21 protein-coding genes and 2 pseudogenes are annotated in these 24,082 nt (G+C 72.1%); 18 read left to right on the top strand and 5 right to left on the bottom strand.

All coding sequences use genetic code 11. The features are described 5' to 3' along the window. Nucleotides 1-2: 2 nt before the first annotated feature. Nucleotides 3-800, bottom strand: coding sequence for a VOC family protein (locus JIW86_RS36815; protein WP_257558669.1), 798 nt, complete (start codon nucleotides 798-800; stop codon nucleotides 3-5). Between the two features lie 139 nt (nucleotides 801-939). Between JIW86_RS36815 and JIW86_RS36810 the strand changes: the two genes are divergently transcribed. Both JIW86_RS36810 and JIW86_RS36805 read left to right on the top strand, forming a co-directional pair. After that, entirely contained in the window at nucleotides 940-1,806 is an 867-nt protein-coding gene (locus JIW86_RS36810) for a class I SAM-dependent methyltransferase (protein ID WP_257558668.1), read from the top strand. Continuing rightward, nucleotides 1,803-2,879: an FUSC family protein gene (locus JIW86_RS36805; RefSeq protein ID WP_257558667.1), complete on the top strand. Its 1,077-nt coding sequence runs from the start codon at nucleotides 1,803-1,805 to the stop codon at nucleotides 2,877-2,879. Before JIW86_RS36810 ends, JIW86_RS36805 begins: the two co-directional genes overlap by 4 nt. 17 nt (nucleotides 2,880-2,896) lie before the next feature. Here JIW86_RS36805 and JIW86_RS36800 read toward each other — a convergent pair. Then, a pseudogene (locus tag JIW86_RS36800) lies at nucleotides 2,897-3,099 on the bottom strand (RidA family protein); the annotation flags it as partial. Here JIW86_RS36800 and JIW86_RS36795 point away from each other — a divergent pair. The 3 genes from JIW86_RS36795 (at nucleotide 3,080) to JIW86_RS36785 (ending at nucleotide 5,375) form a co-directional block, all read left to right on the top strand. Beyond that, complete coding sequence (locus JIW86_RS36795; protein ID WP_257558666.1) at nucleotides 3,080-3,706, top strand: TetR/AcrR family transcriptional regulator; 627 nt, start codon at nucleotides 3,080-3,082, stop codon at nucleotides 3,704-3,706. The pseudogene JIW86_RS36800 and the gene JIW86_RS36795 sit on opposite strands and share 20 nt — an antisense overlap. A 103-nt stretch (nucleotides 3,707-3,809) precedes the next feature. Continuing rightward, a complete protein-coding gene (locus JIW86_RS36790; RefSeq protein ID WP_257558663.1) occupies nucleotides 3,810-4,556 on the top strand; it encodes an SAM-dependent methyltransferase in 747 nt (248 codons plus the stop codon). A 162-nt stretch (nucleotides 4,557-4,718) separates the two neighbouring features. Beyond that, nucleotides 4,719-5,375: a DUF5701 family protein gene (locus JIW86_RS36785; RefSeq protein WP_257558662.1), complete on the top strand. Its 657-nt coding sequence runs from the start codon at nucleotides 4,719-4,721 to the stop codon at nucleotides 5,373-5,375. Between the two features lie 18 nt (nucleotides 5,376-5,393). On the opposite strand, the gene JIW86_RS36780 is transcribed toward JIW86_RS36785, so the two are convergent. Beyond that, on the bottom strand, nucleotides 5,394-5,747 hold the full coding sequence (locus tag JIW86_RS36780; protein WP_257558661.1) for a VOC family protein: 354 nt from the start codon (nucleotides 5,745-5,747) through the stop codon (nucleotides 5,394-5,396). Between the two features lie 109 nt (nucleotides 5,748-5,856). On the opposite strand from JIW86_RS36780, the gene JIW86_RS36775 reads away from it, so the two are divergent. The 3 genes from JIW86_RS36775 to JIW86_RS36765 all read left to right on the top strand — a co-directional run bounded on the left by JIW86_RS36775 (nucleotide 5,857) and on the right by JIW86_RS36765 (nucleotide 8,840). Next, nucleotides 5,857-6,711 (top strand): arylamine N-acetyltransferase family protein, encoded by an 855-nt coding sequence (locus tag JIW86_RS36775; protein WP_257558660.1) that lies wholly within the window; start codon nucleotides 5,857-5,859, stop codon nucleotides 6,709-6,711. A 467-nt stretch (nucleotides 6,712-7,178) separates the two neighbouring features. After that, nucleotides 7,179-7,943: a CAP domain-containing protein gene (locus JIW86_RS36770; protein WP_257558659.1), complete on the top strand. Its 765-nt coding sequence runs from the start codon at nucleotides 7,179-7,181 to the stop codon at nucleotides 7,941-7,943. A gap of 150 nt (nucleotides 7,944-8,093) precedes the next feature. Continuing rightward, nucleotides 8,094-8,840, top strand: a complete 747-nt coding sequence (locus tag JIW86_RS36765; RefSeq protein ID WP_257558658.1) for a sortase domain-bontaining protein — start codon at nucleotides 8,094-8,096, stop codon at nucleotides 8,838-8,840. 62 nt (nucleotides 8,841-8,902) lie between these two features. Here the strand turns inward: JIW86_RS36765 and JIW86_RS36760 are convergent, their stop codons facing one another. After that, a complete protein-coding gene (locus JIW86_RS36760; protein WP_257558657.1) occupies nucleotides 8,903-9,481 on the bottom strand; it encodes a CGNR zinc finger domain-containing protein in 579 nt (192 codons plus the stop codon). Nucleotides 9,482-9,562: 81 nt separating this feature from the next. Here JIW86_RS36760 and JIW86_RS36755 point away from each other — a divergent pair, with 81 nt between their 5' ends. From JIW86_RS36755 to JIW86_RS36720, 8 genes and pseudogenes are all read left to right on the top strand, one after another. Then, nucleotides 9,563-10,804: an MFS transporter gene (locus tag JIW86_RS36755; RefSeq protein ID WP_257558656.1), complete on the top strand. Its 1,242-nt coding sequence runs from the start codon at nucleotides 9,563-9,565 to the stop codon at nucleotides 10,802-10,804. Between the two features lie 133 nt (nucleotides 10,805-10,937). Further along, entirely contained in the window at nucleotides 10,938-11,690 is a 753-nt protein-coding gene (locus JIW86_RS36750; protein ID WP_257558655.1) for a cupin domain-containing protein, read from the top strand. Continuing rightward, entirely contained in the window at nucleotides 11,687-12,760 is a 1,074-nt protein-coding gene (locus JIW86_RS36745; RefSeq protein WP_257558654.1) for a hypothetical protein, read from the top strand. The genes JIW86_RS36750 and JIW86_RS36745 overlap by 4 nt, the downstream gene beginning before the upstream one ends. Beyond that, nucleotides 12,757-13,884 (top strand): hypothetical protein, encoded by a 1,128-nt coding sequence (locus JIW86_RS36740; protein WP_257558653.1) that lies wholly within the window; start codon nucleotides 12,757-12,759, stop codon nucleotides 13,882-13,884. The genes JIW86_RS36745 and JIW86_RS36740 overlap by 4 nt, the downstream gene beginning before the upstream one ends. Continuing rightward, entirely contained in the window at nucleotides 13,881-14,759 is an 879-nt protein-coding gene (locus JIW86_RS36735; RefSeq protein WP_257558652.1) for a hypothetical protein, read from the top strand. Before JIW86_RS36740 ends, JIW86_RS36735 begins: the two co-directional genes overlap by 4 nt. Nucleotides 14,760-14,802: 43 nt before the next feature. Next, entirely contained in the window at nucleotides 14,803-15,351 is a 549-nt protein-coding gene (locus tag JIW86_RS36730) for a hypothetical protein (RefSeq protein WP_257558651.1), read from the top strand. Nucleotides 15,352-15,432: 81 nt separating this feature from the next. Continuing rightward, the gene (locus JIW86_RS36725) at nucleotides 15,433-17,214 is read left to right on the top strand and encodes an asparagine synthetase B family protein (protein ID WP_257558650.1); all 1,782 of its coding nucleotides are present in this window, start codon (nucleotides 15,433-15,435) and stop codon (nucleotides 17,212-17,214) included. 40 nt (nucleotides 17,215-17,254) lie between these two features. After that, nucleotides 17,255-18,619 (top strand): annotated as a pseudogene (locus JIW86_RS36720) (aldehyde dehydrogenase family protein). 17 nt (nucleotides 18,620-18,636) lie between these two features. On the opposite strand, the gene JIW86_RS36715 reads toward JIW86_RS36720, so the two are convergent. Then, nucleotides 18,637-19,746, bottom strand: a complete 1,110-nt coding sequence (locus tag JIW86_RS36715; protein WP_257558649.1) for a helix-turn-helix domain-containing protein — start codon at nucleotides 19,744-19,746, stop codon at nucleotides 18,637-18,639. A gap of 583 nt (nucleotides 19,747-20,329) precedes the next feature. Between JIW86_RS36715 and JIW86_RS36710 the strand changes: the two genes are divergently transcribed. Both JIW86_RS36710 and ligA read left to right on the top strand, forming a co-directional pair. Continuing rightward, nucleotides 20,330-21,949 (top strand): PHB depolymerase family esterase, encoded by a 1,620-nt coding sequence (locus tag JIW86_RS36710; RefSeq protein ID WP_257558648.1) that lies wholly within the window; start codon nucleotides 20,330-20,332, stop codon nucleotides 21,947-21,949. Between the two features lie 57 nt (nucleotides 21,950-22,006). Then, a complete protein-coding gene (ligA, locus tag JIW86_RS36705) occupies nucleotides 22,007-24,067 on the top strand; it encodes an NAD-dependent DNA ligase LigA (RefSeq protein ID WP_257558647.1) in 2,061 nt (686 codons plus the stop codon). The last annotated feature ends 15 nt before the right edge of the window (nucleotides 24,068-24,082 follow it).

The following is a 24,082-nucleotide window of genomic DNA, read 5'->3' as shown; positions in this document are numbered from 1 at the left end:
GCTCAGCTGCGGGGCGGGGTGAGGACCACGAAGTCGGCGTTCGACGGGTCGAGGCAGACGGCGAGCCGGCCGACGCCTTCCATGTCCTGCGGTGCCATCTGCACGCTGCCGCCGCCTTCCGTGACCTTGGCGACCGCGGCGTCGCAGTCGGCGACGGCGAAGACGGGGTGCCAGTACGGCCGTCCGTTCGTGAGGGCGAGGTTCTCCTTGGACATCTCCATGACTCCGCCGTGCATGCGCTCCTCGGGAAGACCGGCGGGGGTGACGAGGGCGTACGTGCCCCCGCCGCCGGGCACCTCCATGTCGCTGAACCGCCAGCCGAGGACGCCGCCGTAGAACTCCTTCGCGGCCGCGGCGTCGCTCGTGTACAGCTCGGTCCAGCACAGTGAGCCCGGCTCGTCCACGAGCTCGACGCCGTTGTCCGTTCCCGGCTGCCACACGGCGAACTGTCCCCCCAGGGGGTCGCTGTACTGCGCCATCCGGCCCCAGCCTTCGAGATCCATCGGAGCCACCCGAACCGTGCCGCCCGCGCCCTCCACCGCCTGGGTGACGGAGTCCGCGTCGGCGACGCTGAAGTAGATCATCCAGGCTGAGCGCGCGCCCTCCTCCGTCAGCTTGCCGAGCCCGGCGACGATCTTTCCGTCCTTCCGGAACATCCCGCCTTCCATGTCCTCCCCCTCGCCCATGGACTCGTACTCCCATCCGAGCACGGTGCCGTAGAAGGCCGCGGCGGCCCGGACGTCGGGGGCACCGAGGTCCAGCCAACAGGGGGAGCCAGGTACGAAGTCAGTGGTGATCATGACGATTGCCTTTCGCGGATCCGGTACAACCTCAGCCTGGCACCCGACACTGCCCGTCGCCCGTCGACCGCTCAGCGGGTGGCGACGGGGCCCGGCGTCACGACATGTGGCATCCGCTCCCGCTTGCCACAATGGCCACATGGCCGGTGCAGGGCCCGCGAACGAGGGCCGTTACGGAGAGCGGGTCTTCCGTCCCGAAGACCGGGGCGAGGACGACCGTATCGACCTCGGGGCCCTCGCGTACGACGAGACGACCATGGCCCGGCTGCGGCAACTGGGCGTGGGACCGGGCTGGACCTGCCTGGAGGTCGGCGCTGGAACAGGCACGGTGGCGCGGCGGCTGCTCGGCGAGGCAGGAGTGGCACAGGTCCTCGCGGTGGACCGCGACGTACGGTTCCTCGCGGCGCACCCCGTGCCCGGGCTCACCACTCTCCAGGCGGACATCACCTCCGAGGACTTCTCCCCCGGGCTGTTCCGGCTGGTCCACGCCCGGTTCGTGCTCATGCACCTGCCCTCCCCACAGCAGATGGTCTCCAGGCTCGCGGGGCTGGTCGCCCCGGGCGGGGTCCTGGTGGTCAGCGACGCGGTCGACCTGACCACGGACTCGGCGCCCGTGACCCCGTACACCCGCGCCATGCGGGCCATGTGGCAAGGGCTGCGCGACAGCATCGGGACCGACGTGTCGCAGGTGACCCACCGTACCGAGCTGCTGCAGGCAGCCGGGCTGGAAGCGGTGGCGGCAGAGATCCACGTACCTCCGCTCCTGCCGGGGAGCGCGATCAGCCGGTTCTGGGCGGACACCTGGGGCCGCGCGCGAGCGGCCATGGTGGCGACGGGCCTGGTCGACGACGCCCAGCTCGACGAGGCCGTGCGCTACCTGGACTCCCCCGGGTGCACCGGATTGTCGCCGGGGATGCTCACGGCCTGGGGGTGGAAGGCCGAGGACGCCCTGGCCCCGGAGCGTCCGACGGGCGAACACGGGCACCTCACGGAAAGGCGCGGATGACCGACCTCGCCGACGCCCGGGCACCATGGGAGCGCCGGGCCCTCCGGGCCCGGGAAATCCTACGGACCGAGGGCCCCGCAGCGGCCCGCATCGTGGTCACCGTCGCGGTCGCCTGGCAGGTCGCGCTGTGGCTGGGCGCCGACCAGCCACCGGTCTTCGCGGCAATCGTCCCGCTGGTGGCCCTGCGCGGCGATCCGATGACGGCTCTGGGCACATCGCTACAGCGGGCCCTCGGCGTGGTGGCCGGCGTACTGATCGGGATCGCCGTCCTGAACGTACTGAGTCCCTCGACCGCCACGCTGGCGCTGGTGGTGGCCGCGGGGCTGGGCGTCGGAATGGTCCTGCGGGTCGGCGGTGGGCTGAACATCCAGGTCGCGGCGTCCTCGCTCCTGGTCTTCGCCAGCACCTCACCCGATGCCTACGCAGTGCACCGCGTATGGGAGACCGTTGCGGGAGCCGCGGTGACGATCCTGCTCGCCCCGCTGCTGTGGCCACCGGACCCTCACCGGATCCTGGCTGTCATCGCCGAGGACTGCCGTCTGCGCCTGACCCGGGCCCTCACCGGCACCGCGGCGGCCCTGGGCGCCGGCCCATCCGCCGCCCGCGACAACCTCACCCTCGTCGACGCCCACGTCGAAGCGGTACACGCGAACGCCGCACGCGCCCGCGAAGCCGAACGAGCCATGAGGTTCAACCCCCTGCGTCGCCGCCACCGCGACACCGTACGGCTCCAGGCCCGGAACATCGCCACCGCCGACGGCCTCACCCCACACCTGACCACCCTGGCCAGGGAAGTCGCCGCGCTCTCCGGCCGCGAAGACCTCGCTCCCGAGCTCGCCCGGGCCCGACGCCGACTCCCCGAACTGGCCGCACTCACCGCGCAGGCCGTCGAACACCTGCTGTCGGGACGGGATCCCCAACCCGCCGTGGCCCCCGCCCGCGAGTACGTGACCGCCTACGTAAACGCAGACTCCCGACCCCTGGCCGTCGTCCTGCGCCGGCCTTTCCAGCAACTCCTCGACGACCTCGACCCGCCATCGCTCCCCACCGGCGAAACCCCGTCACCGACCTGACGACAAGCGGAGCGCCTTCAGTCGAGGACCGCGGTGGCTTCGACCCGACCTGGAGGTCGGGTTCTCCCAGGGCCGCGACACCCAGCAGAGTGATCGGTCTTACCGGGTCGACCCCCAGCTTCGCCGCTGCCCGGGCCACGCCCTCGCCCAGCAGCGGCATCTTGTCGGGGTGCCAGTCGACGACGTAGACAGTCAGCTTCGTGGCCCGCACGAAAGATCCCGCAGTCCGCTCCCTGCTGATCGACCGAGCCGCGCAGATGCTGCGCACCCGCCAACCGGTCACCTTGCGTTCACTCGTCACCGGAACCGGTGTATCGACGATGGCCATATACACCTGCTTCGGCGGCATGGACGGCCTGTGGAAGGCCATGCGCCAGGAGGGCTTCACCCGCCTGGCGGCGAGGCTCGACGCCGTGGCAACGTCCGCGGATCCGGTCCGGGACCTGGCCGCCCTCGGGGCCGCCTACCTGGCCAACGCCCTGGCCGACCCCGATCTCTACCGGATCATGTTCGACGCCGGTTTTGAACTCGAAGACGCCGAGGCCGCGGACGCAACGCTGCACTGCCTGGTTCACACGGTCGAACGAGCCAAGAACGCCGGCCGTTTCCGCGCCGATGCCGACCCGCTCGAACTCGCCACACAGAGCTGGGTCATCGGTCACGGCCTCGCGTCCCTGGTCGCCACGGGGCCCCTGCCGGACCACTCTCTCGACCACGGCGTGCCCGTGCTGACCGCACTGTTCGTCAGCGCCGACGACACCCCCGACAGATGCCGCCGGTCCGTCGAACTCGGCTGGCAGCCACACAACTCCAGCCCGCTCCCCTAGCGGCGCGGCTCAGGCGGCTGGATTTGATGCATTGGGGGTTCGTGGTCCGCCATGTCTCGGAAAATGGAAGTGCGCGGCCTTCCGTCGGTGTCAGGCTGCATCGATGAACCGTGAACAGATGTCCAGGATCGCTCATGCCAATCATCCGATTAAGTCTCCGCTCGACGACGATTCGGTGGCCGAACTGCTCGAGCACGGAATCTCCCGACCCGACGCGCGGGTGCTCGATCTCGGCTGCGGAGGAGGAGAGTGGCTCCTTCGCGCCCTGGCCTCCGGCCCTCGATTGCGCGCCGAGGGCGTCGACGTCTCCGAAGACGCACTGGCACAAGCCCGCGAGGCCGCGAGCGGCCTCGGTGTCCAGGAACAGGAACGCCTGGTCCTCCACCACCAGCCGGCCGCGGACTTCACCTCCGCTCACCCGTTCGACTTGGTGCTCAGCGTCGGGGCCACGCACGCCTTCGGCGGCCTGCTCCCCACTCTCGCGGCGGCACGCAAGCATCTGGCTCCCGGCGGACGCGTCCTGGTCGGGGACGGATTCTGGGAGCGAGAGCCTTCCCCGGAAGCCGTTGAGATGCTCGGCGACCTCAGCGACCTGGCGACCACCCTGGATCGCGTGACCGCTGACGGGTGGACGCCCGTCCACGGCCACGTCAGCACCCGCCGGGAGCTGGACGAGTACGAGTGGGCATGCTGGGGGTCGCTGGCCGCATGGGCCCTGGACCATCCTGATGATCCGGACAGTTCCGAAGTTCTCTCGACGGCCACCACCCGCCGCTCGGAATGGCTGCGTTCCTATCGGGACAGCTTCGGCTTCGTCTGCCTGGTCCTGCGCCCTACCTCCCACCACTGAAAATTCGAGGGCGCGCCGTGCGACTGCTCGCGGCTCGTGGTGCGGCGCCGTTCCGTCCCGGGGGGCGGCGTCGCCTGTCGCGGCTTTCGCTTGTCGCGGCGCCGCCCGCGCGGGGAACATTCCGGCGGGCCGCCTCGTTGACCCCGCGAACCGAGGAGTGTCTTGCCCGATACATCGGCCACCGCCGCCGTACGCCCTCTCCCGCCGCTCGCCGCCCAGGCGGAACACCTGATCCGCCTCGGGGTGCACGAGCTCGCGGGGATGTCCGCCGACGAGCTGCGCGGCTTCGCCGTGGACGCTGGCCGCGGAGACGGCGACGCCCTGCTCGCCGTGCACCCGGACCGCGCCCCGGCCTCCGCCCTCGCGCCGCTGCTCCGCCACGACGGCCGGCCCGGCTTCGTCGTCACCGACATGGCCGACGTCGACCGCTTCGCCCCCGACACCGTCGAACTGCCCGACGCGCCTCTCTACCTCGTCACCGGCCTCGACCGCGGCGACCACATGGCCAACTGGAGTCCGGACGAGGCACTGCCCGCCCTCACCAAGGAGGGCCGTACTCCGCTGCTGCTCACCGAAGGCATCCACTGGGTGCTCCAGCAGCCGGCGGTCCTCGAGCGCAACCACTGCTTCATGACCATCGGCTCCCGGCTGCGCAAGGCGAACGGCACCATGGACGCCCGCACCCCGGCGATCTGGATCAGCAACGGCACGGGGCGCGACGGCCCCGAGCGGCGCAACGCCCCGAAGGTCGGCTGGTGCTGGTGGGGCAACCGCCACACCTGGCTGGGCTTCGCCTCCGCCACGAGCCGCCGTCAATAGGGCACTTCGGCGGCGAGGTCAGGCGGGCTGCCACAGCTCGATCCGATTGCCCTCAGGATCGGTGACCCAGCCGAATCGACCGACGCCCTCCATGTCCTGCGTTTCCTCGGCCACGTCCGCTCCCTTGGCCCGCAACTGCGCGAGCATCGCGTCCAGGTCGCGGACCCGGAAGTTGAGCATGGTCTGCTGGGCGCGGGACCCGAAATAGTCGGTCTCGGACTCGAACGTCGCGAACACCGTCAGCCCGGCTTCCTGATGCCACAGGCCGTTCTCATCGGCGTCCAGGCCCAGGCAATCGCGATACCACGCGCTCAGGGCCGCAGGGTCGGCGGCCCGCATGAAGTGTCCACCGATTCCAAGCACACGTTCCATGCCGCCATCCTGCCAGGACGGCGATCGGGCGGGCCGGCACCACACCATCGCCCGCCTTCCCCCGCCTCGATCGCCGGGGATTCGCTCCCGGTTGCGTAGGGTCGGAAACATGACGCGCAACGACGAAACTCCGCAGGCCACCACCCCGCAGCTGGACCTCGACGCCTACCTCGCCCGCACGGGCTGGACCGGGGAGCGGCGCGCGGACGCCGCGACGCTTCGGTCGCTGCATCTTGCCCATATGTACGGCATTCCGTTCGAGAACCTGGAACCGATCGGCGGCTCGGCCCCCTCCCTCGCGCTGCCGGACCTGGAGGCGAAGCTGGTCCGCGGAGGCCGGGGCGGATACTGCTACGAGCACAACACCCTGCTGGCCGCCGTGCTGGAGGCGTTCGGTTTCGGCGTCACGCGCCTGGCCGCGCGCGTCGTGCTGGGTGCCAAGGGTGCGATCCGGCCGCGTACGCACATGCTGCTTCTGGTCGACGTTCCGGGCGAGCCGGGCCCGTACCTGGCGGACGTCGGCTTCGGCGCGGGCGGCGCGCTGCTCGAAGCGGTTCCGCTGGTCGCGGACACCGAGTTCCGGGACGCGACCCGTCGGCACCGTCTGGTCCACGAGCCGCACCGCGGGCCGCTGGAGCTGTGGGTGCTCCAGGCGTACGAGGACGACGCGTGGACGGATCAGTACGCGTTCACCCTGGAGCCGTACGAGGCCCCGGACTTCGACGTCATCAACTGGCACATCGCGACCAACCCCCGCTCCCCGTTCTCCCACCTCCTCTACATTCAGCGGACGACGCCGGACGCCCATCTCGCGCTCAATGGCCGCCACCTCGTCGAGACCCGCTCGGACGGCTCCCGCAAGGAGCGGGAACTGTCGGGTCACGACGAAGTCGTGCGCGTGCTGACCGCCGACTTCGGCATCGCGGTACCGGACGGTGTGACGCTGGATGCACCGTCCGCTTGACCCTGATCTCGGGTGGTGAGCTCCGCGACCGCTATCCGGTCACAGCACTCCCCCGACACCACTTGGTTCCCGCACGAAACAGTGACATGAATCACGGCAGGCCGGAAGATCACGGAAGCATTACGTCCACTAATGCCGAGCCGAGATATCGAGATTTGTCCAAATACAATCGACATTCCCCGCTCTCTTCCGAAATGGACCTCTCGGGGAATGGGGGCAGCGTGCGGCGACTTGCCACGTCACAGGCGCTTCTGGCGGTCAGTCATGCGTCTCGGGCGCCCTGCCGACCGCACGGCCAGCATGACTGTCCGCCCATTTCAAGCCCGGCGCACGGCGCCGCCGTGCGAGCTGGTGGCGAGACTTGTCAGCCCGTTCCAGGGTTTCTAAGAATGGCGGCCCGCCCGGCGCTCCGGCGGCTCCGGCAGCGCAGGCCCCGGACGCTTCGCAGAAACCAAGTGAGGTCATACATGCAGAAGCACCGCAAAAAGAGGACGCATTACAAGAAAATAACCATCGCTGCCGTCACTCTGGGCATCGTCGGCATACCCACGGCCGCGATCGCATGCTGGGACACCGAGGAGACTCCTGCGGCAAGGGCCTCCAAGTGGCAAGGAGCGCGCCCCTCCCCCAGCGCACCCTCGCCCACCGCGCCCACCGAGAGCCCGGCCGACCCCCTGGCCACCCCTATCGGGACGCCCGAGCCGACCGCGCCGCCGACGGAGGATCCGCAGACGGCACAGCCGTCCGCCCCGGCGACTGAGCCGCCCAAGGCGACGCAGCCCGCCAAGCCGGCCCCTGCCCAGCCGAAGCCCCCGGTCGTCTCGAAGCAGCCGAGCACTCCGACCGCTGCGCCCTCCGGCCCGGCGGCCGAGGTGGTGGCTCTCGTGAACAAGGAGCGCGCCAAGGCCGGGTGTTCGGCGCTCACCGTCAATGAGAAGCTGACGGCTGCCGCCCTGAACCACAGCAAGGACATGGCCGCGCACTCCAACATGTCGCACACCGGATCCGACGGCTCGGACCCGGGCCAGCGCATCACCCGCGCCGGCTACGCCTGGATGACCTACGGCGAGAACGTCGCCTACGGCTACAGCACCCCCGAGCAGGTCATGACCGGCTGGATGAACAGCCCCGGACACAGGCAGAACATCCTCAACTGCGCGTTCAAGGAGATCGGCGTCGGCCTCGCACAGCCGAACTCCTACTGGACGCAGGACTTCGGCGCGGCCCGCTGATACAGCCCGCCCGGACAGCCTGCCGGGGGCTTGCCGGGGGCTTATGTACTACTTGCTCCGTATGTCACTCTGTCGGAGCGAACGGGGTCCCCCCGCTTCCGCACGACCCGGCCGGCTCACCACGGCCGACCGAGCGACACGGAATCGCCCATGCCCCTGACCTACCCGCCCCGAGCGACCGCCGCCGTACTCGCCGCCGCCGCGGCGGCCCTGCTGGCCGCCTGCGCACCCGAGGCCGCCGCCGGTCCGGCGACCTCGGCGACCCCGGCGCGGACGGCAGCGGCGCCCGACACGGCCCTGGCCGCCCCTGCCGCGGCCTCCCCGTCGCCCACGGCCGCGCGGGAGCCCTACCCGGGCGCCACCGGACAGCCCCAGGTCTCCACACTGTCCATAGCCTCGGCGGGCATCGCCGGGCTGCGCGTGGTCCCGTACGAGGGCACCACCGACGACGCGCCCGGTACCCGCATCCAGGACCTCGGCGTGGCCGCCAGCCCGTACGGGAAGCAGGGCGGAGTCGGCCCCGGACAGGTCGGGAACTTCCTCGTCACGGCGCACCGCCTGTCTGCGGGCGGACCGCTGCGCGACGTGCCCGCCCTGAAGAACGGCGACGAGGTCCTCGTAACGGTGGGTGACGTGGTGTACGCGTACGAGATCGTGGCGACCCGCAAGACGTCCTTCCGGTCGGAGCGCTCGCTGAGCGAACAGCGCGCCGCGGTCCCGGGCGACCCCGGGACGCCCCCCACCCAAGCCATGATCACCCTCTCGACGTGCGCCACGCCGGAGGACCACGCCGAGGGGAACTACTGGAGCGACGCCCAGGGGAACCCCGAGCACCGCATCGACAAGATAGGCGTCCTCCGCAAGACCTCCGCGGCCGCGGCCGCGGCCACCGGCTGAAGCAGCGCACCGGCGGCAACGGACACCGGCTGAGCGCGTGTGCCCGGCCCGGCTTCGCCCGGTCAGCCGCCGGCGTCTTTGCGGGCACGGAAGGCCGCTGCTTTGGTGCGGTTCTGGCAGGCGGTGGAACAGAACTGGCGGGCGGCGTTGCGGGAGGTGTCGACGTACACCCGGTCGCAGCGGTCGGCCCGGCACACACCCAGGCGGCCGGCCAGGCCGCCGCCCACCGCCAGGGCGAGCGCGGTGGCGCAGCCGGCGCTGCAGCCTGCCGCGAACGAGTCGTCGGCACCGTGGAAGTGCATCTGCCAGGACTCGTCCCCGGACCGGCCCAGCCGCGGCCGGGCGCCGCTGTCGCGCAGCAGCCCGTTCACGGTCTCGGCGGCGGCATCCGTCCTCCCGTCCTGCATGGCCTGGAAGACCTCACGCAGGCACTGTGCCGTCCTGACCAGGTGTTCCGCCTGCACGGCATCGATGGTGCGCGGCAGTGATGCCGCGGTGCGCGACACCGCGGCGTCGATCGCGTCCGGCAGCTCGGCTCCGCGCGGTGCGGTGTAGGCACGGCCGCGTGCTTCTCCGTCGGTCAACGTGTTCACGAGCGATACGGCTTGGTCCAGCAGCACCGCGACATGACTGTCGAACATCACTTGACCAGTCACTCCTTCGATGGATAGCGTCCGTGACTGACATTACGCGATTCGACAGTTACGCGAGAGGGGGCGGCAATGCCGCGCATCGTATGGCTGCTGGTGACGGCGCGGGCGATCAACCGGCTCGGCGCCTTCTCCCTGCCCTTCCTGACCGTCCTGATCAGCACCGACTTCGGCGCGAGCACCACGACGGCGGGCGTGCTCTCGGCAGCATTCGGCCTCGCGACGATCCCGTCCCGGCTGGCCGGCGGACGGCTGGCGGCCCGCCTCGGCCGCCGCCGCACGATCGTGCTCGGCCTCACCGGGTGCGCCCTCGCGCAGCTGGGCATCGCCGCCGCCGGCTCTCTGGCCGCGGTGGCGGTCTTCGCGATCCTGCTCGGCCTGGTCTTCGAGCTGTACGAGCCGCCGAGCCAGGCGATGATCGCCGACGCCGTCCGTCCCGCCGAGCGGGTGCGCGCGTACAGCCTGCTCAACGTCGCGCTCGCCGCCGGCGGCACGGGCGCCGGCCTGATCGCGGCGGGTCTGGGCCGGTGGGATCTGCGCTGGCTGTTCGTCGTCGACGCGCTCACCTGCCTGGCCTGCGCGCTGGCACTGCGCATCGCGCTGCCCGCCGACCACCGCCACCGTCCGGCCGTCGACCACGGCGAACACGGCGAGCAGGCCCACCCCTGGCGCGACCGCGCCCTGTGGGGCATGTTCACGTCCGGCACCGTCTTCGCCCTCGTCTACATGCAGATCATGATGGCACTGCCGCTGACCCTCGCCCGTCGCGGACTTGAACCCGCCGACGCCGGGCTGCTGTTCACCGCCTCGGCCGTGACCGTCATCGCGGCTCAACCCGCCCTGCGCCTGCGCCGCCTCGCCACGCTCTCCGACTCCGCGGCCCTGGCCTTCGGCTACACCCTGCTGGCGATCGGCCTGGTCGGCTACGCGATGGCCCACACCCTGCCCGCGTTCCTGATCACCACCGCCGTATGGAGCCTGGGTGACGTGCTCATCCTGGGCCGGGCCTTCAGCGTCGTGGCGGGCCTGGCGCCGCCCGGCGGCGCCGACCGCTACCTGGCCGCGTACGGCATCAGCTGGGGCATTGCCACGGTCGCCGCCCCGGTCACCGCCACTCAGATGCTCGAACACGCCGGCGTTGCCGCCCTGTGGGCCGGCTCCGCAAGCCTCTGCCTCGCCCTCGCAGCCGCCCAACTCCTCGTGGTCAAACCACTCATCAGCGGCAAGGGGCGGACCGCACCAGCCCCCGACACCACGTCCGGCGAGGCCACCCCGGCGGCAGAAACCGACAGCCGTCCTGCGGACCGGCCCTGACGTTCTGCACCCGGGCGGTCATCTGCCGGTTGCACGGGGTACGTTCCGAATGCTCCCGCTGGTGGCGATCAGGGCCTTACCATGCGCCTGCGAGGCGCGTGGAGCGCACAGCGGGGCGTCAGGGGGAGGCGCGATGGCCGCACGACCGTACGACCGCACACCCGGACCGCGCGAGATACCCGAGGACTTGCCCAACCACGCCGGGCGCGGGCTGCCGGGCGGGGTGGAGCTGTACCACCTGAGGCCGGACGGAGGCATCGTGCTGGCCGACCGGGAGGGGTCCCGGGAACTCGGGCCGGAGCGGGATTTCCTGCGGTTCATCGACGACGGGCAGTTCGCGCACTACCTCGTGGGCGACGCCGGCACCTCGCCCGAGCGGCCCTCCAACGCCACCGTGAAACTCGGGGTGGTGGGCCCGCGCAGCGCCTTCACCCCGCACGCGCACGGGGGTGAGCACTTCGTCCTCAGCCTCGGGCACGCCGCTTGCGGACTCCACGACCCGGACCGCGGCCGCGTCACCGAAGTCCTGCTCGCGCCGGGCATGTTGATCCGCATCCCGGAGATGATGCCGCACTCCTTCGCGAACCGGGGTGACGCCCCGCTGACCATCCTCGCCGCCAACACGGGATACGGGATCGACCACGAGGACTACGCCATCACGGCGGCGGAAGCCGAGCAGCGGGCCGCCGCGAGCGCCCTGCTGCCCGGCCCGGCGGGGCGCGGCGCCCCGGCGATCGCGACCGCCACCGACTACCGGGTCCTCGCCGCCGCACTGCGCGACATCGAGCGCGCCCAGCGGGTCCACGGAATCTCCGGCACCACCGTCCGCGAGCGGCTCGCCGCACGGCTGCGCCGGGTGGCGACGGCTCTGGAGGTCCGCCGGTGATCTGCCCGCACTGCGAACGCAACCTGCTCCGCAAGGAGCGCACCGGCAACATCTGCAGCCACTGCAAACGCCGCTACGCGCTGGACCCCAAGACCAACTCCCTGCGCCTCAGCGACCTCCGGGTGCGCCGTATCGCCGACGGGCTGACGGACAACGGCCGGATCCGGGTCACCCCCGGCCAGTTGTGGTACGCGCTGTCGCGCAAACGGCTCAGGGAGGGCGAGTTCGTACCCGGATGCGCGGGCGGGGCACTCTTCGGCGGCGTGCTCGTCAGTCTCTGGGCCATCTTCGGCGGGCTGCCGTTCATGCTGTACGTCTCCGGAGCCCTGCTGGCCACCGCGTTCGGCATCCTGATCGCCCGGCGGAGGGGAGCGGGCCGGGGCATCGCGCCCATGACCCGCGGAGCCTTCCGTTCCGAGGCGCTCGCCGAGTGGCTGCGGGTGTACGGGAACCTGCCGTCCGGCGTGGTCGACGACAGCGGCGACCCCTGGCCCCGGTGGCGGGCCGACGCGCCTGCGCCGACCGCCGTGCTCGTCTGTCCCGATCCCTCCATCGCCGCTTTCCTCGCCGCCGACGGCCTGCCCGACCGCCACGGCATCGCCCTCGTCCAGGGCCCCGAGCACGTCGCGGCCCTGCTCCCGGCCCTGCCGCCGCGCGGCCCGGTCCTGGTGCTCCACAACGCCGACGCGCGCGGTGAACTGCTCCTGCGACAACTCCGCGCGACCTGCTCCGGCCGCCCGGTGGTCGACGCCGGAGTGTCGCTGCGTACGGTCCGCGGCATGCCGAAGGCCGTCGCGTACCGCGACCCCGCCCGGAAACCCACGACGGCGGAGATGCAACGGCTCACCGCCCTCGGTGAGTTCACTCCGGAAGAGCTGAAGTGGCTGGCGCAGGGCTGGCGGTTCCCGCTCGTCGGCGTCCCCCCGGTCCGGCTGCTCTCCGTACTCGACCGGCTCGCCGAACAGGTCGGCCGCAGTGTCGACGCCGAACGGCGCCACGCCGCGGAGGTCGGCTTCATGACCTGGCCCGGGGCGGCCGCGGGCGGCCCGGATCCGGCGGGTGGGCGGTGATCTGCCCGAACTGCTCGACCGAGCTGAAGCGCACGGAGCGCACGGGCCAGGTGTGCTCCCACTGCCACCGCCGCTTCGCCCTGGACCCCAAGGTGCACGGCCGCGGCATGCACGACCTGCGGATTCGCCGCTGTGCGGAGTCCCTCACCGACAGCGGCCGGCTCAAGGTGACCGTCACCCAGCTCTGGTACCGCTCCCGTTCGTACAGCATTGCCTGGAGGGCGCGCGAGGCGCGCGGGATCCGTCCCGGCATCCGCTGGTCCGTGGCGCTGACGGTCTGCGCCGGGCTCCTCGTGTACGCGGTCCTCGGCAGCGGCGCCCCCGCGGTCTGGGCCCGGACCGCCGCCGTCTTCGTCCTCGTGGTGCCCGGGCTCTTCCGGTACGAGCGGGCCCGGCCCGCGGGCTCGTCCCTGAGCCCCACCGAGGAGGGCTTCCGGCAGCTGATGACCGGCGACTGGTGCAGGGCGTACGGGAGGCTGCCGCCGGGTGTGGTGAACGACGCGGCGCGCATCCCCGGGTACGCCGCGTCGCGGCCGCCCCGGCCCAGGGCCGTGATCCTGTGCACCGACCACGCCGTCGCGGTGTTCCTCGAGGCCAACGACCTGCCGGTGCGGCTGCGGGCGGTCCTGGTGGAGGCGGACCCGGGCTCCGCCCACGAGGCCCTCGTGGACCTGCCGGGCCTGCTCCCGGTCGTCGTACTGCACGACGCGAGCGCACTGGGGGCGCTGCTGGCACCGCTCCTGCGCATGGCCCATCCGGACCGGGCAGTGGTGGACGCCGGGCTGCCGGTGGCCGCGGTCCGGGGTCGGCTCGGCGCCATCCACCGCGTCTCGCCCGTCACGGCCGGCTCGCACGTCCTGGCCGTGGATGCCGGGGAACTGCGGGCCGTGGCGGGCCTGTCCGAGCAGGAGGCCGCCTGGCTGGCCGAGGGGTTCTGGAGTCCGATCGCGGCCGTGCCCCCGCCGCTGCTCGCCACCGTCGTCGAGGAGGCGGTGGAACGGGCCGTGGCCATGGCCGCGGCACGGCCCGGCTCCGCCCCGGCGTACGGCTTCCTGACCTGGCCGGACACGGACGGGGCGGCGGACGCGGACACCTCCGGGAAGAAAGGCACGCCCAGCGCATGAGCAAGAGCACGAGTACGGGCACGAGCACGCGTACGACCCGGCTGCTCAACCTGGCGATCGGCGCCGCCGCCGTCCGCGCGGCCGACCCCGGCGGACTCCGGTTCACGGAGCGTCAGCTCTACTACGAGACCTGCCGTGTCCTCAGCCCGGCCGCGCCGCTCCTGCGCCGCGTCCCCGGCACCCCCCCACCGGCGCTGCGCCTGCCCTCGTTCACCCGCGCCCTGGACGCACGGGGCCGGGAGACCGTACCGGGCCTCCTGCCGTCCGCTCCGCCCCCGGCGACCCCGGCGGACCTTGCGCGGTCCCGGCCGTCCGAACCGGACCTGTACGACTACGGCCTCCCCCGCCTGCTCCTCTGCCAGGACCGCTCGATCGCCGCGATGCTGCTCGCCAACCACGTGCACCTGGAAGCGGCCTGCCCCGTCCTCGCGGCACCCGACGCGCTGCCTTTGGCCCCGCTCCTCCTCGCGGCCCTGCAACGGGCGGACGGCGCCACGGTGCACGTCCTGCACGACGCGAGCCCCGAGGGCGTGAAGCTCCCGGCCCGCGTACGAGCCGCGCTCGGCCCCGTCCCCGGGGTACGGGTCGGCTCCCTGGGCCTCGTACCGCGACACGCCGCCGCCCTGCGGCTGCCGTCGGGACGCGGCCCGGCTCCCGGCCCGGCGGCAGGCGCCGACTGGCCGGCCGCCCTGCGGCCGCGCGAGGCCGCGTGGCTGGCGCGGGGCCGGTTCGCCCAGGTGGCCGCCGTACCGCCGGCCAGGCTCGTACGGACGGTGCTGCGCCTGACCCGGGGTCCGCGGCCGCCCCGCGACTCCATGTGGGGCGAGCTGAACGGTCTGCGCACCGCCGGCTTCATGACCTGGCCCACCGCGTGAACGGCCCCCGCGACCCCTTCCACACACCCGAGGTACGCACACGATGATCCGGCCCCAAGAGATCGGCTACGCGGACGAACTCCTCGCCGACGGCACGGTCCACCGCAGATACGAGGGCGGCCTCCAGGAGTGGCGCAGCCGCACCCCCGGCCGACCCCACCTGGTGCGCTGGCACGACAACCGGGGTGCCTCGGGGACCGACGAGCTGCTCGGCAACCGCGTCATCAAACGCACCCTCTCCGACGGCACCGCCACCTACGCCCGGGACATCGGCTACGGCCGTACCGTGTGGTCGCGCGGAGAGCGGGTCACCGTCAACCGGAGTTCCTTCGGCGGCCGGATGGGGGTGCTGCTCGCAGGTCTGGGGGTGGCGACCCTCGCCATCACGGCCGCCCATCTCCCGCCGCTGAGCATGACCGCGGAGGAGGAAGAGGCCCTGCGCCGCCAACAGGAGCAGAGCCAGGCGTCGTCGGCCTCGGGCGGCGACGGCGGAGGCGGGGACTCCGGGGGTGACGGGGATTCCGGCGACGACAGCTGGGAAGCGGGCTGGGACGGCGACGAGGACGCCTGGAGCGACGACGACTTCGGCTGAGCCAGAGCGCAGAGCGCGTCGCACGGAGCGCGAAGCACGCAGCACGCAGCAGTACGCGAGCACGAAGGGAAGGAGCCAACCGTGGCACGTTTCTGCGCCTGCCTGGCCGACACCACCGGGCAGGCCCGCGCCCATCTCGAGGTGATGGGCGCCGCCGGACCGGGCCACGTTCCCGTGGACGTACCGGGCGCCGGGCTGAGCCTCATCACCGGCGAACCCGGCCGTGCCACCGGCCCGTTCACGGTGCACGGACGCACCGCGGTCGGCGAGGTCACCCTCCACAACCGCCCGGTGCTGCTCGCCGCCCTCGCGGCCCGGGCCGCCGCTCCGCCGCCGCCCGTCGATTGCCCGGACGGCGAACTCCTCCTCCACTGCTGGGCGTTGCTCGGCGAGGCCGGAGTGGCTCTCGCCGAAGGGATGTTCGTACTGGCCGTGCTCGACGGGCCCGACCTGGTCCTGATCCGCGACCACGTCGGCGCCCGCACCCTCTACTACGCGCGGGCCGGCGCAGCCTGGGCCGCCTCGACCTCGCTGCGGGCACTGCGCCGCTGGCCGGCCCTCGGCACGTCCATGAACCTGTCGGCAGTCCGCTCCTTCCTCACCTTCGCGTACCTGCCGGGAGAGGAAACCCTACTCACCGGGGTCCGCGAGGTGCTGCCCGGCCGGGTGCTGCGGCTGGCCCGCGACGGCCGGGTCACCGAGACGGTCCACTGGGAGCCCCGGGAGCACATCGAGGACCCCCGTCCCGCCGACCCGACCGGCCATGTCCTGGGTCTGCGCGCCCTGTTGGAGCAGGCCACGGCGAACCGGCTGCCCGTGGCGGAGCCCGCCGCGGTGCTCCTCTCCGGCGGCATCGACAGCTCCCTCGTCACGGCCCTGGCGGCGAAGCTCCACTCCCACCCGGTCCACACGTACTCGATCAGCTTCGGCGACGACCTGCCGAACGAACTGGGCTACTCCGGCCTGGTGGCCTCCCACTGCCACACCCGGCACCGGATCCTGAACGTCTCGGGGGCGGCGGTGGCGGCGCGGCTGGCCGAGGCCGCGGCGCTGCTGGACAGCCCGGTGGGCGACCCGCTGACGGTGCCGAACCTGATGCTGGCCGAGGCCGTGGCCGCGGACGGCGCCTCCGTGGTCCTCAACGGCGAGGGCGGCGACCCCGTCTTCGGCGGGCCCAAGAACCTCCCCATGCTGGTGCAGGAGATGCACCGGACCCCGGGCGCGCCCTGGGACGAGGACCGGGCGACCGCGTACCTGCGCTCGTACCGCAAATGCTGGACGGACCTCCCGGTCCTGCTGACGGCGCCCGCACTCGACGCACTACGGGACGCCCCGCGCCCGCAGCGGCACGTGGAGCCGTACCTGCTCCCGGATCCGGGCGGTCCGTACGCCATGGAGCACCTCCTCAACCGCCTGCTCCACTGCAACCTGCGGACCAAGGGGGCGCACCACATCCTGACGAAGGTGGAACGCCTGACCTCCTCCCAGAGCGTGGAGGGCCGCTCCCCGCTCTTCGACCGGTCGGTCATCGACCACGCCTTCGCCACCCCGCCGGATTACAAACTCCGTGGCACGACCGAGAAGTGGATCCTCAAGGAGGCCGTTCGGGACCTGTTGCCGGGCACCGTGGTCGACCGCCCGAAGAGCGGGATGCGCGTGCCGGTCCAGCAGTGGCTGACCGGTCCGCTGCGGGAACTCGGCCACGAACTCCTCCTCGGCCGCCGTTCCCGGCAACGGGGCCTGTTCCGCCAGGAGACCATCCGCACCTGGCTGAAGGGCGAGGGCATGCTGCTGCCCCGCCAGGGCGGCAAGCTCTGGCTGGTGCTGACGCTGGAGCTGTGGCTGAGGTCGTACGACGTATGAGTTCCGGTCTAACCCCAACCCCGATCCGCGAAAGGCGCCCATGACCGCCGCACCCACCGGACTGACCGAGTTGACCGACCCCCGCACCGGGCGGGCGCGCGGTACGGCCACCCTCTCCCGGGAGCGGGAGGTGGCGGCCGCAGTGGCTGGGGCCCGCGCCGCCCTCCCCGGCTGGAGCGCCCTGACCCCGAAGGATCGGGGCCGCCGACTGGACCGCCTCGCGGCGCTGATCGAGGAGCACGCGGAGCAGTACGCGGCCCGCGAGCAGGCCGGGACCGGCAAGCCCGGGACGGAGACGGCGGGCGAGGTCGAGCAGGTGGCGGACCTGTTCCGGTTCTACGCGACGGCCGCACGCGCCCGGACCGCCCCGGCCTCGGGCCATCTGGTGGCGGGCCACGAGAGCTGGGTCCGCTGGGAGCCGATCGGCGTGGTCGGGGTGATCGTGCCGTGGAACTACCCGCTGCTGATGGCCGCCTGGCGCTGAGCGCCGGCCCTCGCGGCGGGCAACACGGTGGTGGCGAAGCCCGCCGAGACGACCCCCGACAGCCTGGAGCTGCTCGCGGAGCACGCGGCGCTGGCGCTGGGCACGGGCGTGCTCCAGTCCCTCCCGGGCGACCGGCGCACCGGCCGCCTGCTCGTGGAGTCGGCGGTGGACATGGTCGCGTTCACCGGCAGCGGCCGGGCCGGAGCCGACGTGGCCGCGCGGGCCGGGACCCGCCGCGTCAGCCTGGAACTGGGCGGCAACGCACCGGCGATCGTCCTCCCGGACGCCCCCGCCGACACCTGCGCCTCGCTCGCGGAGGCCGCCACGTACAACGCGGGCCAGAGCTGTGCGGCCCCGGCCCGGGTGATCACCCTCGCGGAGAACTACGAGGACACCGTCGCCGGGCTGGCGGCGGCGCTGAACTCCCGGCTCGCCGGGCGCGACTTCGGGCCGCTGAACAACGCGGACCAGGCGGCGCGTTACGACCGTCTGGTCGCCTCCTCCGCGGCCAAGCGGAACTTCGCGGCCGACATCGCCCAGGACGCCGGCGGGGTGCGGGGGCACTGGCGCCCGGCCCGTCTGCTGGCCGATCTCCCGTACGACGACCCGGCGGTCACCGAGGAGGTGTTCGGGCCCCTCCTCACCGTCCAGCAGGCGGAGAGCCCGGAGGCTGCCCTGGCCCTGGCGAACAGCGTCCCGCAGGCGCTGGCGGCGAGCGTGTGGACCACCGACCTGGGGACCGGCCTCGACCTGGTCGCCCGGCTGAACGCGGGCGAGGCGTGGCTCAACTGCCATCTCGTGCAGACGGCCGAACTCCCGCACGGGGGCCGGGGGACGTCCGGTCACGGCACCGATCTGAGCGTCCTGGCGCTGCACGAGTACCAGCGGCCGAAGACGGTGACCGTACGGGTGACCCGGTAGCGGCGGAAGCCTCGCGTTCACAGCAGCCCGACGGCCTGGGCGATCCAGCGGCCGGGAACGTCCACGTCGAGCAGGGCGGGCACGGCCACCCCGGCGGGAACGGCCGCACAGGTGGCCAGGCCGACCAGGGTGGCGGGCCAGGTGACGCCCGCCCGGGTGTAAGGCGTCGTCCGGCGGTACGCCCGGGCTCCGCAGGCGAGGGCGTAGACGAATCCGGAGACGGCGAAGAGGAGCAGGATCCACTCCGCCGGCCGGTCCGCAGACCGCAGGCAGGCCGAGAACACGGCCCCCACCAGGCAGATCTGCACCATGTACGCCGCAATGGCGATCCCGTCGCGGAGCGGTCCGGCCTCGGTACGCAGTCCGTCGACGCCCCGGCCGCGAAGCAGTCGCAGGACCAGTACGAGGTCACTCGGCATCTCCGCACCGGGCGCGTTCCCGGCGGCGCCGTCGTCGACGCCGGGCGGGCCGGCCTGCAGTGACGGCCCGGGAACGCCCGCGAGGTCGACCAGCAGACGGTTCTGCTCGCGCAGTACCTCGACCTCCTCCTGGAGCCGGCCGTTGCCCTCGCGCTCCCGCGCCAGCTCCGCCTCGATCCGGCGGGTGTACTCCTGGCTGTTGCGCAGTTGGTCGTCCTGTTCGAGTACGTGTGCCTGGTGCAGTTCCACGGCCTCCTCGGCGGTCCGCGCACGGGACAGGACCTCGGCCAGCTCCCCGGAGAGGTGGCCGGCCCGCTCCTCCAGTACGGCGATCCGGTCCGCGGAGGTTTCCAGGGCCCGGGCGTGCTCCCTGCGCAGCATCGCCATCTCCCCCTTGACCTCGGCGAGCCGGACCGCCGGGGAACCGCTGGAGCGGTGTGCGCGGCGGCACAGGTCCCGCAGCCGGGCGGTCGTCGCCTCGTCCACGGTCCGGCCCTGCGTGCGGAGGAAGTCGACCAGGGTGTCGAGAACGGCGCGGGAGGCGAGGCGTTCCCCGCTGAGGTAACGCGACAGTGTGGCCGGGGCGACGGCGAGGGCCCGGGCGATCTCCCGCTGGGTCCCGCCCGCGCGGAGGAATCCGGCCACGGCCGCGCGCAGCCCGGCCGCGTACTCCTCGGTGGGGTCCCGCTGCCCCTGGGTCGTGCCCATCCCCGCCCCCCATCTGCGTTGACGGTGTGACAACCCGGCCGCACGCCACGCCGGCCGTTACCACCCCGGTGGAAACAATTTCTTCCCCCTCCCGCATGGTTCACGCCGTGTCAAGGCTGGGAGCACGACCCGAAGGCTCAGTCGACGCAAGCGAGGGCGGACATGGCCGTTACCCCCAATCTGGTACCCGCGTCGGTCACTGCCGTCAGCGGTCTGGCGACCGTGCTCGCGGGCGCCCCCTGGTGGGGCGTCACCGTCTGTCTGCTGCTCGCCTTGGCCGCAACCGCCGTACAGGCAGTGTTCCCGCAGGACTCCCCCGACCGGCTCGTCTGGTGGATGGACCGCCGCGAGCACCGGTCCCGCCGGGCCATGGCGCGAACCACCAGTCCTCCGCAGGGCACTTCAAGGCCACCCGGAGCGGAGCCGGGCGACGGGGCCCCGCCGGACGGGCCGCGTCCAGGGTGTCAACCGCCATAGGCGGGAGCCCTGTTGTGGCAGGCGTCACCGTGCGTACGGGATGTGGCCGGAGGTTATCGTCGCAGCCATCCGAACCCGTAAGCCGTTTCACACCCGTGGAGGGTTTGTGCATCCATTTCCTGGAAGGCTCGGTGGGGCCGCCGCAGCCCTGCTGCTCGGCATCGGCGTGCTCCTCGGCGGCCCCGCCTCCGCTGACGCCGGGGCTGCCAGTGCCGCCGCGGCCGCCGTTCCGCCCGTCACCGGCGAGCTCAAGACGTACAACGTCGACGGCGTCTACAGCGCCGGCGTCTCCTCCGGCGGGTACATGGCGACCCAGTTGCATGTGGCCTATTCCGGTACGTTCGACGGCTCGGCCGCCTTCGCCTCCGGTCCGCAGTACTGTGCCCAGAACGACCTGGGCAAGGCCCTGAACGCCTGTATGGAGGTCTACCAGGACCTCCAGCTCGCCACCCTGAAGCAGACCACCACGAACTGGTCGGCGCAGGGCGCCATCGACCCCGCGGCCGGCTTGAGCGGCGACCCCGTCTACGTCTTCAGCGGTTCCGGCGACTCGACCGTCGAACGCCCCGTCTCCACCGCGCTGAACGACTACTACCGGCACTTCGGCGCCAACGTGCTCTACAACAACAGCACCGCCGCCGGCCACGCCTGGATCAGCCCGCTCGGCCCGAACGCGTGCACCGTCACCGCCAATCCGTGGATCAACAACTGCGGCATCGACGCCGAACGCGAGTTCCTGGGACATCTCCTCGGCTCGGTCAGCGCACCCTCGAGCAACCTCGGTGGCAGCCTGATCCGGTTCGACCAGAACAAGTACGCGCCCGGCGGCGCCGCCAAACCGATTTCCATGGACGAGAACGGCTTCGTCTACGTGCCCACGAGCTGTGCGGGCGGCGCGGCCTGCAAGGTGGTCGTCACTCTCCACGGCTGCAAGCAGGGCTACTCGTACCAGGGCTTCGGCACCCGGTTCATCGACAGGGCTTACCTCAACGAATACGCCGACACCAACAACCTGATCGTCCTGTACCCGCAGGCCGTTGCGACCACGACTCTCGACAACCCCAACGGCTGCTGGAACTGGTGGGGCTACCTCGGCGACCCCGCCTACGCGCGGCACGGCGGCAAGCAGATCGAGACCATCATGGGCATGGTCAAGGCCCTCGGCGGCACCGGCTCGACGCCGCCGCCCACGGGAACCGTCACACTGCCCAGCGTGGACGCCGAGGACGGCTACATCAAGGCCGCGGGTGACGGCTCGGGACCGGCCGTCGGCACCCTGGAGGAAACCTCCGGCCTGGCCCTGGGACGGGGCACCGACGGCAAGTTCAACCGGACCGTTCTGTCCTTCGACACCGGCGCCGTTCCCTCCGGGAAGGAGATCACCCGAGCCTGGGTGACCCTGACGAGGAGCAGCGGATCCGGCGACCCCTGGGCCAGCCCGGCCGGCAACCGGCTCCTGGTCGACGTCCACACCGGCTGTCTCGGCGGCTGCACGGTGGAGAGCGCTGACTGGGCCGCCGCCACGACGGCCGCGGGCACCGCCGAGATCGGCTCGTTCGCCTCCGGCAGCAAAGCCTCCGGAAACCTGTCCGCCGCGGGCCTGGCCGCGATCAACCGTTCCGGACGGACCCAGGTCCGCCTTCGGTTCGAACAGAACCAGCCGGCTACCGCCTACCTCTTCGTCAACAGGGACACGCAGGCCACTCTGACCGTGGAGTACCGGTAGCGGGCGCACGTTCGCCGTCGCCGGGCATTGTCAGACCCTTGGGAGAGGATCTCTCTCATGACGATCCTTTCCGCCGATGAGGCGCTGTTCAGCCTGTCCAGCCGTGCCGACTACTCTGCCGCGCTCCAGCAGCTGCGCGACGCGTCCGAGGCGTACTACGGCGGCGAGAACAGCTCTCTGGATGACGCCACTTACGACCGGCTGCGCCTGTCCGTGCTCGCCTGGGAAGCGGAGCACCCCGAGGAGGTCGCCCAGGACTCCCCGACCGGTCTGGTCGGGGACGGGGCCGCCCCGGTCGGCGACATAGCGCACACCACGCGACTGCTCAGCCTCGACAACGTCTTCGACCCGGCCGGCCTCCTCGCCTGGGAAGCCTCGCTCCAGCGCCGCCTGGGCCACGCGCCCACGGGCGGGTTCACGGTCGAGCCGAAGATGGACGGAGCGGCCGTCGCCGCCCGCTACCGCGCGGGGCGGCTGGAGCAGATCATCACCCGCGGCAACGGCACCCACGGCGAGGACGTCAGCCACGTCATCGGCTCGATCGAGGGCCTGCCCGAGCGGCTGCCCGTGCCGGCCACGTTCGAGGTCCGCGGCGAGGTCCTGTTCACACAAGCGCAGTTCGAGACCGCGAACGAGGTCCGCACCGCACACGGCGCGCAGGTCTTCGCGAACCCGCGCAACGGCACGGCCGGCACCTTGCGCGCGAAGGACCGCCCCTACCGGCTCGCGATGACGTTCTGGGCGTACGGAGCGGTCGAGCTCGACGGCGTCGGCTTCGTGCCCTCCGGGGCCACGCACGCCGAGGCCCTGGCCGCCGTCGCCGGGGCCGGAGTACAGACCACGGCCGACACGCCCGCCGGTCTGCAGGTGGTGGCAACCCTCGCCGAGGCGCAGCAGAAGGTCGACGCGATCGCCGCGCTGCGCCCCGGCCTGCCGTTCGGTATCGACGGGGTCGTGATCAAGGCGAACGACGCGGCCGAGCAGGCCGCGGCCGGGTTCGGCAGCAGGTTCCCGTACTGGGCGATCGCCTTCAAGCTCCCGGCCGTCGAGCGGCAGACCGTGCTGAAGGACGTGGTCTGGGACGTGGGCCGTACCGGCGTACTGGCCCCGACCGCCATCCTCGAACCGGTGGACATCGACGGATCCACGGTCACCCGGGCCACCCTCCACAACCCGGCCGACATACGCCGCCGCGACCTCCACCTCGGAGACACCGTCACGGTCTACAAGGCCGGCGACATCATCCCCCGCGTCCAGGCCGCCGTCATCGGCCGCCGCCCGGACGGCGCGCAGGAGGTGCCGCTGCCCACGGCATGCCCCAACTGCGGTGGAGAGATCAACAAGGACCAGGAGCGGTGGCGCTGCGCGAAGGGAACCGCCTGCGCCCTGCCCGCGCTGATCGAGTACGCCGCCGGGCGCGACATGCTCGACATCGACGGCCTGGGCAAGACGTACGTCAAGGCCCTGATCGAGTCCGGTGACGTCACCGATGTCGCCGACCTGTTCACCCTCACCGAGGACCGGCTCACCGCCGCCTCGGGCAGTGCCAAGCGCGGAGCGAAGCTGGCCGAACAGATCGCGGCCGCCAAGTCCCGTCCGCTCAGCCGCGTCTTCTGCGCCCTGGGCGTGCTCGGCACCGGGCGGAGCATGTCCCGCCGCATAGCGGCACACTTCGTCACGATGGATGCCATCCGGCGGGCTGACGCTTCCGAGATGCAGGAGGTCGACGGCATCGGCGGGGAGAAGGCTCCGGTAATCGTCGAACAGGTCGCTTCCCTGGCCCAGGTGATCGACAAGCTTGCCGCGGCCGGGGTCAACATGAACGAACCGCAGCAGCCCGAGCCGGCCGGTGAGGGCCCGCTGGCGGGCAAGACCGCCGTTGTCACCGGCAAGATGAGCGGGCCTCTGGAGAACATGGGGCGCTCGGAGATGAACGCGCTGATCGAGAAGGCCGGTGGCAGGGCGGGCAGCAGTGTCAACTCCAAGACCACCTACCTGGTCTGCGCTCCGTCGGCGAACGGGAAGCCGAGCTCCAAGGCCGTCAAGGCCGAGGAACTGGGCGTCACGCTCCTCACCCCCGAGGCCTTCGCCGAACTCGTCGCCGACTACCTGGGCTGACCGTTGCGGGACATC

This window comes from Streptomyces sp. NBC_00162, assembly GCF_024611995.1.
In the GTDB taxonomy this organism is placed as follows: Bacteria; Actinomycetota; Actinomycetes; order Streptomycetales; family Streptomycetaceae; genus Streptomyces.
The sequence above is the reverse complement of the archived record's forward strand: the minus strand, read 5'-3'. Positions and strand labels throughout refer to the sequence as shown.

What these genes read in the sequence shown, in the direction of transcription:
- JIW86_RS36735 (WP_257558652.1), top strand. Translation starts at nt 13,881, where the DNA reads ATGAGCAAGAGCACGAGTACGGGCACGAGCACGCGTACGACCCGGCTG.
- JIW86_RS36790 (WP_257558663.1), top strand. Translation starts at nt 3,810, where the DNA reads ATGAACCGTGAACAGATGTCCAGGATCGCTCATGCCAATCATCCGATT.
- ligA (WP_257558647.1), top strand. Translation starts at nt 22,007, where the DNA reads ATGACGATCCTTTCCGCCGATGAGGCGCTGTTCAGCCTGTCCAGCCGT.
- JIW86_RS36730 (WP_257558651.1), top strand. Translation starts at nt 14,803, where the DNA reads ATGATCCGGCCCCAAGAGATCGGCTACGCGGACGAACTCCTCGCCGAC.
- JIW86_RS36765 (WP_257558658.1), top strand. Translation starts at nt 8,094, where the DNA reads ATGCCCCTGACCTACCCGCCCCGAGCGACCGCCGCCGTACTCGCCGCC.
- JIW86_RS36780 (WP_257558661.1), bottom strand. Translation starts at nt 5,747, where the DNA reads ATGGAACGTGTGCTTGGAATCGGTGGACACTTCATGCGGGCCGCCGAC.
- JIW86_RS36760 (WP_257558657.1), bottom strand. Translation starts at nt 9,481, where the DNA reads ATGTTCGACAGTCATGTCGCGGTGCTGCTGGACCAAGCCGTATCGCTC.
- JIW86_RS36815 (WP_257558669.1), bottom strand. Translation starts at nt 800, where the DNA reads ATGATCACCACTGACTTCGTACCTGGCTCCCCCTGTTGGCTGGACCTC.
- JIW86_RS36775 (WP_257558660.1), top strand. Translation starts at nt 5,857, where the DNA reads ATGACGCGCAACGACGAAACTCCGCAGGCCACCACCCCGCAGCTGGAC.
- JIW86_RS36810 (WP_257558668.1), top strand. Translation starts at nt 940, where the DNA reads ATGGCCGGTGCAGGGCCCGCGAACGAGGGCCGTTACGGAGAGCGGGTC.
- JIW86_RS36750 (WP_257558655.1), top strand. Translation starts at nt 10,938, where the DNA reads ATGGCCGCACGACCGTACGACCGCACACCCGGACCGCGCGAGATACCC.
- JIW86_RS36770 (WP_257558659.1), top strand. Translation starts at nt 7,179, where the DNA reads ATGCAGAAGCACCGCAAAAAGAGGACGCATTACAAGAAAATAACCATC.
- JIW86_RS36755 (WP_257558656.1), top strand. Translation starts at nt 9,563, where the DNA reads ATGCCGCGCATCGTATGGCTGCTGGTGACGGCGCGGGCGATCAACCGG.
- JIW86_RS36715 (WP_257558649.1), bottom strand. Translation starts at nt 19,746, where the DNA reads ATGGGCACGACCCAGGGGCAGCGGGACCCCACCGAGGAGTACGCGGCC.
- JIW86_RS36805 (WP_257558667.1), top strand. Translation starts at nt 1,803, where the DNA reads ATGACCGACCTCGCCGACGCCCGGGCACCATGGGAGCGCCGGGCCCTC.